Origin of the sequence: Clostridium saccharoperbutylacetonicum N1-4(HMT) (genome assembly GCF_000340885.1) — a bacterium.
GTDB classification, from domain to species: Bacteria; Bacillota; Clostridia; order Clostridiales; family Clostridiaceae; genus Clostridium; species Clostridium saccharoperbutylacetonicum.
The window spans coordinates 1-12,972 of record NC_020292.1; the positions used below are offsets into that span (position 1 = coordinate 1).

The following is a 12,972-nucleotide window of genomic DNA, read 5'->3' on the forward strand; positions in this document are numbered from 1 at the left end:
GCTTTATAACTAATTAATGAAAATTAAGTTAATAAGTTATTTAAAGCTAAGAACTAACGTTAATAGATAAAAATTTGAATTGATATGGAGTGATAATATTATGGCTACTGTAATCAGCGTCTTAAATAATAAAGGTGGGGTTGGGAAATCTACTTCAACTTATAACCTTGGATATGAACTAAGCAGATTAAACAAGAAAACATTAATTATTGATTTGGATCCTCAAAGTTCTTTAAGTGTTTATGTTGGATTAAATCCACTTGAAAAATACGCAAGTATAGAAAATGTATTTAGAGGAGATATGGATATAGATGAAGTTATTGTTCCAACTGGAACTACTAACTTATTTATGATTCCAAGCTGCATAGAATTCTCAACTGTAGAAATGTACCTTATGGGCGTAATGGGAAGAGAAAACGTACTTAAAAAGGCTCTTGAAAAAGTACAAGAAAACTTTGATTTTATATTAATAGATAACAGTCCTTCTCTTGGAAATACAACTATAAATTCATTATTTGCAAGTGATTATGCCCTTGCACCAGTTGATGCGTCTTATCTTTCAGTAAGAGCACTTGAAATCTTAGAACAAACTGTGAAACAAGTTCAAGAATATAATAAGGATCTAAATGATATTAAAGTTTTAATCACAATGTATGATAGCCGTGCAAAGCATGGGAAAGAAGTTGTTGAAATGCTTGAAGAAAAATATTATGTATTCCCTAGCTATGTAAAAACAAGTACTAAATTCAAAGATGCTGTTATGCAGTTTAAAAGCATAAGTCAATATGCTGGAGAAAAATTCGATGGTTCAATAGCATATAAAAATGTTGCAAAGGAGATAAGCAAATGGCAAGTAAGAAAGAACAAGTAAAACCAATTTCAGCCAGACCACTTCCAAATAAAACTGTAACAAACTCCGATACAAATAATGTTACAAACTTAGTTACCAGCTTTATCGAAACTGAGGTAACAAAAAAAGTAACAAAAAAGAGAACAGCACCTGTTACAGTTACAAAGAACCTAATCATAGGTAAAAAAAAGATAACAGCTCACTTTACAGGCAATAAAACTGTAAGGCCTAATTACAATTTATCAGAAGAAACAGTTCAAAAAATAGAAGAAATTAGCGAGTTATTAGGCTATAAAAAAGCTGAATTTTTAGATATATATTTAAATGGAACCTTACCCAAATTAATTGAAACCTTGAAAAAAGAAAAGAAATAAAAATGCCCCAGAGGTAGTGTAAATTAATAACTCTCTCTGGGGTATTTTTCTATCTATTTATTTTTTATGTATACATTTTTATTGATAATATTTTTAAAATTTATTTGTAAATCCCGTTTGAATCAACCCAGTACCCATCTGGTGTATATGTATTTCTTAGTATTTTACCATCGGCTCCTGCATAATACCATTTAAATCCTGCGTCATAGTTATTACCTGGACGTGCTTGGAACCACCCTGTTTTCATAGCTCCATCAGAACCACAATAATAATTATAATTACCGTTGCTGACAACCCATTCATTTATGTAAATTCCATGAAAATCATTATCATGAGCTTCATCTCCATAATACCATCTACCACCTACAGTAAACCAGCCTTCTTTAGGTTTACCATCATTTCCATAGTAATTCCAGGTTTCAACATTATGTCCTGCATATGGTGCATAATAACTGTCGTGTTTCCATTGATTTCTTAATCCAGATTCCGAATATGCATTTATTTGTGCTAATGGTGAAAGATAAAAAATAGAACTTAACAAAATAGTGCTACAAAACATTTTCTTTAATTTTTTATTCATTAATATATTCCCCCTTACTTAACAAGCTATATTATAACATTAATTCAAACTTTATCCAAGTTAAGAGAATAATTAAGTAACATAACAAGGTACATAAAACGTAGCCTATAGTGTTACACATTATGTACCTTATTAATTAAGCTAATACAAGTAATATACTAGTATTATTGTTTAAATATTATCTATATTTTAATATCTTATATTAAAACATTTTCGTTATTTTCAATTAAATCAACTTCATCATAACCAACATTAATCTTTGCCATTTCATTGCGTGAAAGTGGAATATAAGTAATATCAAAGGATATATCTTTTTTCGAATATGAAGCCTCACGAACTACAATTTTATTTTTAGATAATTCTTCAAGGGCATCTTTTAATCTATCCCTTTTTCTATCTATTCGTTTAGTATTCCAGTAGATTGCAGTTGAAAGTTTATTTAATGTTATTATTTCATTATATTTCACCTTTAACAAAGCACATCTATATCTTCTCTTCTGAAGCCATATAGCAAGCTGCTGTGCATCTGCTCCAAGAGAGTCAAAGGAAAGTTCATCATATTCAAGGGTACTTTTCTTCAAGATAAGTTCCTTTAATATGCTACCAAGATAAACTTTTGCCATTCTTATGCCATCTTGCTCATAGATGGAGCTTTCAAGAAAGATTCCATTAATCGATCTTCCTTCCATCTTGTAGGAAAGACGAGTACTTCCAAGTTTAGCAATGGAGCTTTCTACAGCATCATAATTCTTAGTTGTATTTGCCATTTTTAAATCTGTTGTTATTTTGCTTATACTTTTTACAATAGGTTCTTCAAGAACTATTTTATGAAAATGAGTATAGTAATAACTTATTATCTTTACATCCAGTCTATTTAAGTATTTTATTGATTTAATAAGGGCAATTTGAGTTAATAAATCTAGAACTTTCTCAGAATTTTCTCCATTTTTTATTTGAAGATAGGTTTTCTGTTCAAGCTGCAATAAAAGCTCATTTTGCTCATTTTCATCAATCATTATATATCTATCTATTGTTGAAGGTTCATTAATATCCACGCACACCTCCAAATTCTTTTTTTGTTCATCCGTCAAAAAATATGTCCTAGAGGTAGTATCAATCGGAATGGAAGAAAGTATACTTGGAACCTTTGTGGTATTTTTTAGATTGTCTGCATTTTCTATAAACCTATAAAATAAAACCAATATATCATTTTTAAAAGCCGAATTAATCGCAGCCTTCTTACAACCTTCAAAATAAGGAAAATCAGTAAGCAAAGTCATTTCATCATTTCGCCAGTTGATTATCAATTCTTCTCTCTTTTGTTCATATTCCTTGAAGGTTTTAGTATTGAAATATTCTTTAAATTTCTTTTGACTTATTTTTTTTGACAATACCTGTTCATACTGTTGTTTTGCAAATAAGATATCCTTATTATAATCACTTTCGCTGTCATCAAAAATTCTCTTTACATATCTGTATTTTGTCTTTTTAACAGCACTTAAAAGATTCTTTGTAATAAGTTCTCTTTTATCTACATCTTCGATATTTGCAAAATCATCTTCAAGAGCTTTTAAAAGTTTTTCAATACTCTTTTTTGTGATTTCTTCATATTTACTTTTAAACTTATCTATTATCTGTATTTTAAAGTTTTCATTCATCAACAAACCCCTGCCGTTTACCTTGAAAATTTATATTAAAAAGGAAACCTAGTTTTCTATAATTCAGTGCAATCACTTAGTATTATTATACCTTTATAATAAAAAAAATCATATAAAATATTTTTAGTTCCCTATGTATTGTTACAATATAAGTATCTTGTTTAGTTACTGCTTATGGAACTATTAAAGTTACTATTATTGTTATTTAATATGTTACAATTTATGTATCATATTTAGTAACATATTAAATAACTATATATGTTACTTATTTAAGCACATATATAGCTTATAATCAATATATATCTGCAATTATCATTATATAATTTTTTCATTTATTTATGCTTTTATCTTTTATAAAATTAATATTTTTTTATTTATATATATAGAATAATTTATTATATATAAATAGCACATTATTAATTATATATGTAGAGTTTATAACAAAGTTTCGGTAAAAAATTCTAGTAATAAAGACTATGTAATATGAGATAAAATAGAATATTTATTTTTGTTGAAGGTACTTAGAGAAATTTATGTGTCTTTTTATATTGCTACATAATTGGAATATACCATGTAATAAAACATTAAAGACTTAACTAGAAAGTCTTTTTTATTATCAATTTTAAATTAGACAGTATAAATATAGATAATGAAACATGTAAAAATTTACTAAATTTCTTAGATATAAAGGAATTTGTATTACGATTATTATTGGATTTAATTGGAACTACAATTAAAATAAATATATGGAATGCGCATTCATTTATTATTGAAAAATAAGGGAGAGAATGATAGATGAAAAATTACTTTAAAAAGTTTAGTATAATGTTTGTGATGGTATTAATGTTAGTGCTAGGATGGTCAATTAGTGCCTTTGCAGCTGACGATGGAGTAGTAGGAACAAGCAATTTAAATAATGCTGCTGAAAATAGTGCTAAAGTTGGTAATGTATTAAAATTACCTGAAGTAGGATGGAAACGATATGATGATACAAACAAAAATATAAAATATGACGGAACTTTATGGACTACTGTAGGTTATTCAGATAATTACACGGGTGCTACACATGTAGTTTATAGGACAACTAATTCTAATATTAATAGTTCATATAAATTTAATTTCAGTGGTACTAAATTAAGAATTTTGACTGATTATAATATAGATCATAGTAATAGTGAAAAGATTATTATCGATGGAAAAGTGTGTAATAATTCTCCTTACTCTACGTATTCTTCACGGTTATCAAGATGTGTTATAGGCTTCGAAATAACTGGTTTAGCTGAAGGAATTCATTCTGTGGTAGTTACTAACCAGACTTTAGATGTAATGACATTAGATGCTGTGGACATTGGTTCTAATGAGCAATTATTGCCATATAATGAATCAATAACATTAGATAAATCAACAATGAATTTAATAGAAGGTGACTCAGGACAATTAACAGCTATAACGACTCCATCATCAGTAGGAGTAACATGGACAGTAAGTGATCCTTCAATTGCAACAATAGAAGTAGATCCTACTAATGGTAAACTTATAAAAGTAAATGGAATTAAAGAAGGAACTTGTACAATAACAGCAACTACGGCAGATGGTAGCAATTTAAGTGCATCATGCATTATAAATGTAACTAGAAAAACTGAACCAACACCATATCCTCAACCAACAGATACAGATTATATAACTAATATTGCTCATGCCAAAGGTACCAATACCAATAACCCTGGTGGAGAGGTTACAATTATATTTCATGGAACAGCTGATACTATATTGAGTATAGTAAAAACAGCAGATGTAAAAGATGTATGGATTGGAGATAATTTCACATATACTCTTGTAATAACTAATACTGGAACAAAGACAGCTAAAGCAGTAGCTGTAAATGACCCAGCTCCAAATCATATTAATTTTAATGTTAGTGGAGTAACAACTACTCAAGGAAAAGTTGATTCAAGTTCAAGTTCTAAAAATATTATAGTTAACGTTGGAGATATTTTACCTGGAGAAACAGTAACAATTAAAATACCTTCAACTGTAATAGCATAAATTGATTTTTTGAAAAGATAATTAAATATAAAATTTATAACAGGTACTTGCAGAAATGTAGGTATCTTTTTATGTTGCTACATAATTGGAAGATAGGGTGTAAAACTTAATAAGAAACTATCCGTACCATCAAAGGTGTTTTACTTTTGCTTATCTTTACATTAAAGGAAACCAAGTTTTTCATATTTCAGTGTAATCACTTAGTATTATTATAATTTTTAAATGGGAAAAATCGTATAAAATATTTTTATTCCCTTATATATAGTTACAGTATACGTATCATATTTAGTTACTACTTATGAAGCATTAAAAGTTACTATAATTGTTATACAATATGTTACTATTTATGTATCTTTATAAGTAACAAGTTTAGTAACTATATTTATTACTTATTTAAGTGTATAATGGCCTTTAATAAAGGTATATCGGTAACTTTTATTACATATTCGTTTCATTAATTTGTAATTTTTATTTTATTAAATTTTATTATATACAATTATATAATAGTATATAATTTATATATTTTTACTTATTTATATAAAGTTAATATGGTATCTTTAGTTCCAATTTATAAATTTGAAAATGGTAGTAATAAAGATTATTTAATATGTGATAAAGTAGAGTATTGATATTAGTTGAATGAACTTACAGAGAATGTAGATGTCTTTTAATATTAATGCACAATAAGCTTGATCTGTTTTTATATAATTTATTTCCTTTTTGATAAACAACTTTAAATTATTAGGAAATTTAATACAATAAAGAATACACTTGCTAAATTTTATTATTTTTTGTAAAATCCATATAGGTATTGCTAATAGATATTAAAGGTAATAAAGTTAACTACAAAATAGATATAACAACTAAAACATTCCAAGGACATCCCTATAAAGTAATTGGAGAATATGATGGCTATATTGATATACGAATGCTAGATAGTAGTATTGAATATAGAATATCTTTTGATCTTAATACTGATTTACATATAGTTGCTGCTAAATTACAATATCCTCAAGATGAATTAAATAAAAATACAGTTGCAGGATATATCGTTTGGCATAGAACAGCTACTACATTCAAAAGATATCATGGATAATTATATAACTTAATATTAATCATTTTTTAAATTCCACTTAGATTTTTATCTATTCATTATATTTTTGTCTTTAACCTTTCAGATCTAAGTGGTATTTTCCACTTGGATTTTCTTTATAACATTTATCTTACTTATTTTATTATCATATTGGATTTGAATTTTTCCACTCAGATTTCTACTTTCTTTTTATAATTTTGTCCTTAAAGTCTTAAATCTAAGTGGCATTTTCCACTTGGATTTTCTTTATAATGGCTATATCACTTGTTTTATTATCATACTACATTTGAATTTTTCCACTCAGATTTCTACTTTCTTTTTATATTTTGTCCCTAATTCTTAAATCTAAGTGGCATTTTCCACTTAGATTTTTCTTTATAATGGCTAAATTAGTGGCTTTAGAATAATAATTAGCTTTCATTATTCCACTTAGATTTGTTATTTCTATAGTAAATTAAATTTAAAATCTGAGTGGAAATATCATTATAATACAAATAGTCTCTTACAAATATAGGTTTAATATTAATTAAATGGATAAAATCAACCTATATATTTCCTTTTGTGTAATAATATTTATTTAAAAAGTAGAAAAATAAAAAAAATTTTTTTTCTATTTTTTATGGATTTTTGAGAAGTGTCTCAGAATCAACGTATCTGAGTGGAATTTTTGAGGCAAAAAAGGCTTATTTTTGAGAAGTGTCTCAGAATTAACGTATCTGAGTGGAATTTTTTTTTTGAAATTTGTGATTTTTGATTTTTTTTCATAAAAATTTAAGACTCGACCTGCCTCTAAGCCAGAAGCCTAGCCACTTCCAGAGAACTGTCCCTAAATTTACGTATCTGAGTGGAAAAATGCCTTCAAAGGCGCATTCTTTCGTGAGAAGTGTCTCAGAATCAACGTATCTGAGTGGAATTTTTGAAATTTTGATTAAATCTCCATTATGAAATACAATAGGCATAGTGAGAAATTATAAGGAGGTGACAGAGATCTATGGCAACTAAAATGTATAATTCACATTTATCAAAAATATTGTCCTGCAATGAATATTATATATTAGATACTTATATAAATCTGGTACATATAAGTTCAGAAGTTAATGATAAATATTTGATTCAAACATTTAGTGATAAAATGTCAGATCTTATTAACCTCATACGTAAGAATCTTAAAGTATCTTATAAAACTGTCTTTAATTGTTTGGAAAAGTTAATTAACTTAAACGTTTTAATTTATGATGGCACTTTAAACTGCTGGACACTTAAAGATATGGAAAACATGACAAAAGCTAAGACAGAAGCTTTAGATTACGAAGATTCTTATACTGCAACTGGTTATACAAATATAAGAAAGTTCTTTTTCTCTGAAGAATTTACTTTTATGAAAGCAAGAGAAAAACGTCTTTTAATATATATGTCTCAACTTAAGGATTCTAAGAAATCAGCTTTTCATACTGGTTTTTCCATGAATCTTTTAAAGCCTAATTCTTCATGGCTTAATGTATTAAAAACAAAATCAAAATATTATGCAAAATATACTATCTGCAAAATGCTTTCAACTTACTCTGAACTTTTTGAAGATAATAGTGATACCTTGCGTGAAAAGGATTATTCTCCAGAAAGAATTAAAAATTTCAAGTTTGCCTTTGACTGCAAAGCAATCAAGGATAAAACTAACGAAGACACTTATATTGAACTTGTTATAGCTAAGAACCCAAAAGAATATGAGCTTGTAATGGATAAAATTCGCTTTGCACAAATTACATTATCTAAGAAACTCATAATGCATCTTATTCGTGCAATAGCAAATTTAAAGGAATGGTTTTTAAAAGAAAGAATAGTTCAGCTTGTAGTAAATAAATATAGGGCTATCCAAGTACATAAAAGCCGTGAAAATATTAAATCTCTGCCTGCATATGCAGCTGCAGTTGTAAAATCTGTAGTGGGTGAATATAAGAATTTCATACATACTAAGAAGCTCAATAAAAATTCCTATGAAACCGGTGAATATTTTAATAATTATATGGATGATAAATTTTATATAAGCCTTACAGAAAATATTAATAAAAATTTAGCACTACTATACTAGAGTCTATTGTTTTTTTCTAAAAAGCCATAGGCTTATTGGTGTTTATATTAATTTTAAAAATTTAGAAAATTAACAACCTAATATTCGATTTAAAGATAAGAAATTAATTATTCTTATCTTTTTTTATACAAAAATCTTAATTTTATGCTTTAATTCATTTTACTTTTTATTATTAAAGCATTTTTATGTAAAGTTATAAAAATTAATTATAAAGTCTTAAAATTTATAATTAAAGTTATATAAATAGTATTACTTTCTATTAAATTTCTTTGAATTTTGATAAAAATAAAATTTACTTAAAACCTTTATATACTAAGGTCTAAGGCTATATTCAATTTTTCGATAAACTGTAAGTAAATAATATTAATAGCATGATAATTAATTAATAGTTAGATAAATATATGAACTTATAGATAATATATTAACAAGATAAAATTTAATTATTGCTAGTAGTAAAAAATCTGTTACATCAGCTTTTATAAAACATAAAAGAATATATATTCCTATATTCTTATGTTTTAAATTACTATTACAAATTCAATTAATATCCTTGTAATTATTAAATAAATCAAATATTTGTAAAAAATCCATAATTCGGTAAGAATTAAAAAATTATTAATTTATTTCAGGAGGTAAAGACAATGAATGAAAATATTGATTCAACGCAAACAAATTTAATAGTTACAGCTACACCAGTAGAAGGACAGAATTATGTTCACCTTCAATGGACAGATCTTGGAAAGGGATATACATATAGAGTTTATTCAAAAGAAAAAGATCAGGAAATTTATCAAAGTATCCCTGCAAAAGGGGATGTGGTAGTATTAAATATCTATCCAAGTCCAGTTCAAAATACAGGATTATCAGGCGGAGCAAAAGATTTAGATGGAAATGTTATTCCTGATAGTGGTATTTTAAAGACATGGTTAGAAAAGGAGAATATAAACGAAGTTAAAATAGAATCTATTTCACTTACAAGTTTTAATGCAAACCCATCTAAGTACTTACAAAAAGTTGATGGTAAGTGGAACTATGATTGTATTTTCTATGGAATGTGGAACTTATTACCTGAGACAATGTATCCTAATGATAATGCTATTGAATATCTTAGAACATTTATTCATGAAGGCGGAGGATTTATGACTTCTCACCATACTATAGGATATAGAGGATTGGATAGAGGAGTTAATAAACTAGCAAAGGAACTTGGAGTTGAAATATTTGGACGTAAGCAAGCAAATAGTAATAGTGCATATACATGCAGGGATTCAAGCGGTAATTTATTTCCAACAGTATCTTTTGAAATTGATGATCCATCAAGCTTAAGTAATGCAGATCGTACAGTTTATTGGAACTATTCATCAAAAGTGCAAATGGCTAAAAAAGGATTACTAGACAATTATCCATTTGAAGTTGGAGATATAGGAACCGTTTTTGATATTCCTCTTCAACATAGTTTATCAGTTTTTGGAAAAGGAGATGTTTGGATGACCCCAGTAAACCCAACAGGATTTACTGATGGAACATTTAAAGAAATAAATGTATCACCTTTAACAGGAGATCATGGGACAAATAATTTTTATGTTCATACTTATAACAATACAGCTATTATTAATAGTGGACATAGTTTCCCACAGATATCACAAGCAGAAACTCGTATTATTGCAAATACATTATATTATTTAGCTCAATTAACAAGTAATACTTCTTGTGATGATCATAAAGGTCAGGATGTAACAGGTCCTGATAAAGTCACTATTACAAATGTATTAAGTGATGATAAAGACTTAAAGGTGAGTTATTCAAAGCCAAATGATAAAGGGACAAGCTATGAATATTATGTTAAGGCTAGTGCTGGTAATAATACAAATGATATAATTTCTAATACAGTATCTGCTGTAAATACATTAGGAATTGCAGGATATTCATATGTTATTGATAATATAGAAAATACAGAACCTGATAATAAAATAGACACTTCAGATTTATCAATATCTGTACCTTTATCTGGTTTAGATTTATTAAAACCAATATATATTCATATTAGAGCAATAGATAATGCAGGTAATGTATCAGAAACTACTCATTATGAATATAAATATGTGAGCAGTTTAACTTTAGATAAAACAGAAATAACAATGCTTGAGGGAAGAGAAGAACATATAACAGCAACAACAAATCCAGTTGGTATAGGAGTAACCTGGACTTCAAGTGATACTTCAATAGCTACTGTAGATGAGACTGGTAAAATTACAGGTATTAAACCAGGACAAGTAACTATAACAGCAGCTACAATCTGGGGTGGTTTAAGTGCAACATGTGTTGTTACAGTGAAAAGAGATATAATTTTAGATATAGAGCCCAAAAAAGATAAAATTCATATAAAAGAAAATGTAATAGCCAATTTAGTTATAGAAAATATAACAGAAATAGCAGCAGAAGATGCATTAATAAAATATGATAATACTAAATTAAAATTCATAGGAACAAATGAAGTAGAAGGTATAAAATTAATTAAATTAGATCAAGATGATAATGAATTAAGAATAATAACTGCAAGTGAAGGATTAGAAGGTATAGCTAATGCTAAGAGAGTATTATTAAAGCTTTATTTCCAAGGTATAGCTTCAGGAGAAGCCTTAGTAGATATAATTAAGGGGAAGGTTTCTGACGGTATTCAGATGGAAAAAGATTTAACATATGATGAATGTGGAGAAGCAACCATAACTATAGATGATATCGTAATACCAGACGATGTAAATCGCAGTGGAGAATTTACTCTTCTTGATTTAGCAATCGATGCTAGACATTTAGGCGAAAATCCAAATTCTCTTCCACAATATGTTACTGATCAAGTGATAAATGGAGCAATAGATAATGATGACTTATTAAAGATTGGTGAATATATGCTTAATAATCTAAATTATAAACTTAAATAAGTCTTGAAAATTATTGTTGTATATTTAAAATAAAAATATGATATAATAAAAATAAGATAAGAGGAAATTAAAAGAGCTAAAACATATTGGAGTATGTTTTAGCCCTGTATACAATCAGTTCAAGTAACTGATAGCACTTAAAAATTTAAGTAATTAGAAAATGGTAGCCAAGATTTGCACTCTATGGGCTACTATTTTTTTATGTTATTGATAAGTAAAACTATAAATGTTAACAATGCAAGTAGAAAATTACCTGCATATAAAAGTAACATTAAATTATCATTCACATTACCACCCCCTAACATTAAGGGATTGTGGTATAAGTAGCCCGTGACCAATTGTACCATTTAATTATATCACAAATATTGGAAATTAATATTGATATAAGTTCTAATTAAAATTATATATCCCTATCTCAAAAATCCCAAAAAGATTTCTCAATTAAGTAATCATTAGCAATTGTAATATAAAAATTGCAAAATAGAAAATTATACCTGTAATTAATAAGGATAATTAAAGACACTTAGAAGGACAAGTCTTTTGTTTTTGTGTCTTGTAGGAAAATAAATTGCAGGAGGCAGAAAATGAATTTAAATGAAGCTATGAGTCAATTAATGCTTGGGAAAGAAGTGGGAAGACATAAGGATCCAAAAATGAGGCTTAAAATAGTTGACCCTAATGAATATGAAAACTTAGATGAAGAAAGTATAAGAAAACTTGGTGATACAGTAATTTTGGATTTAGGGTATATTGAAGATAATAAGTTTACAGTATATGAGGGAATAAGAGAGGAAAAAATATATACCTGGGAAATTTCTATAGATGATATAAATGCAGATGACTTTTATGTATATGAAGAAGACAAGAACTTAACATCAGAAGAGGCCTATGAACAAATAATTAATGGGAAAAAGGTATATAATGATGAAATCTTTGGAGAGGGAGTTTATCTTAGCCTTTATGATTATTCACCTGCACTTTTTCATAAGGATGGAAGCGTTATAGTAAATAAAGATGGCAAAACTAAGTGGCTTCCAGAAACAGATGAAGAGTTTGAAAATAGATATTACGTTATATAATAATTATTATGTAAACTAAACTATAGGATAAACGTAGTTTATAGTTAAGTGATTATTTAATAGTTATGAAAAATTATATAGTATGTAAAATTGTTGATAAGGAGAAATTTTATTATTTTATAGGTCTAAATATCTATAACAAAATTAATAGTGATTAGGGTAATTAATAAACGAGTGGAGTTTGTTAATCTATTCTTTTCTTTCCTTTTATAACTGCCTGCTTAAGCGGGCAGTTTATTTTTATAATTAAGAATTTGGGGTGGTTTT

General features: G+C 27.2%; 10 protein-coding genes. 7 read left to right on the forward strand and 3 right to left on the reverse strand.

All coding sequences use genetic code 11. From position 1 onward, the window contains the following. The first annotated feature begins 100 nt into the window (after positions 1 to 100). Complete coding sequence (locus CSPA_RS28415) at positions 101 to 871, forward strand: ParA family protein (RefSeq protein ID WP_015395868.1); 771 nt, start codon at positions 101 to 103, stop codon at positions 869 to 871. After that, complete coding sequence (locus CSPA_RS28420; protein WP_015395869.1) at positions 847 to 1,224, forward strand: hypothetical protein; 378 nt, start codon at positions 847 to 849, stop codon at positions 1,222 to 1,224. The genes CSPA_RS28415 and CSPA_RS28420 overlap by 25 nt, the downstream gene beginning before the upstream one ends. A gap of 100 nt (positions 1,225 to 1,324) precedes the next feature. Here CSPA_RS28420 and CSPA_RS28425 read toward each other — a convergent pair whose 3' ends face one another. Both CSPA_RS28425 and CSPA_RS28430 read right to left on the reverse strand, forming a co-directional pair. Next, entirely contained in the window at positions 1,325 to 1,804 is a 480-nt protein-coding gene (locus tag CSPA_RS28425) for a hypothetical protein (RefSeq protein WP_015395870.1), read from the reverse strand. Between the two features lie 197 nt (positions 1,805 to 2,001). Next, positions 2,002 to 3,462: a hypothetical protein gene (locus CSPA_RS28430; protein WP_015395871.1), complete on the reverse strand. Its 1,461-nt coding sequence runs from the start codon at positions 3,460 to 3,462 to the stop codon at positions 2,002 to 2,004. 795 nt (positions 3,463 to 4,257) lie between these two features. On the opposite strand from CSPA_RS28430, the gene CSPA_RS28435 reads away from it, so the two are divergent. From CSPA_RS28435 to CSPA_RS28450, 4 genes are all read left to right on the forward strand, one after another. Continuing rightward, positions 4,258 to 5,508, forward strand: a complete 1,251-nt coding sequence (locus CSPA_RS28435) for an Ig-like domain-containing protein (RefSeq protein WP_015395872.1) — start codon at positions 4,258 to 4,260, stop codon at positions 5,506 to 5,508. Between the two features lie 811 nt (positions 5,509 to 6,319). Then, a complete protein-coding gene (locus CSPA_RS28440) occupies positions 6,320 to 6,604 on the forward strand; it encodes a hypothetical protein (protein ID WP_015395873.1) in 285 nt (94 codons plus the stop codon). 988 nt (positions 6,605 to 7,592) lie between these two features. Then, positions 7,593 to 8,687, forward strand: a complete 1,095-nt coding sequence (locus CSPA_RS28445) for a hypothetical protein (RefSeq protein ID WP_015395874.1) — start codon at positions 7,593 to 7,595, stop codon at positions 8,685 to 8,687. 641 nt (positions 8,688 to 9,328) lie between these two features. Next, positions 9,329 to 11,626: an Ig-like domain-containing protein gene (locus tag CSPA_RS28450; protein ID WP_015395875.1), complete on the forward strand. Its 2,298-nt coding sequence runs from the start codon at positions 9,329 to 9,331 to the stop codon at positions 11,624 to 11,626. 191 nt (positions 11,627 to 11,817) lie between these two features. Here CSPA_RS28450 and CSPA_RS28455 read toward each other — a convergent pair whose 3' ends face one another. Beyond that, on the reverse strand, positions 11,818 to 11,913 hold the full coding sequence (locus tag CSPA_RS28455; protein WP_017810920.1) for a putative holin-like toxin: 96 nt from the start codon (positions 11,911 to 11,913) through the stop codon (positions 11,818 to 11,820). A gap of 297 nt (positions 11,914 to 12,210) precedes the next feature. On the opposite strand from CSPA_RS28455, the gene CSPA_RS28460 reads away from it, so the two are divergent. Continuing rightward, a complete protein-coding gene (locus tag CSPA_RS28460) occupies positions 12,211 to 12,705 on the forward strand; it encodes a hypothetical protein (protein ID WP_015395876.1) in 495 nt (164 codons plus the stop codon). Positions 12,706 to 12,972: the final 267 nt, after the last annotated feature.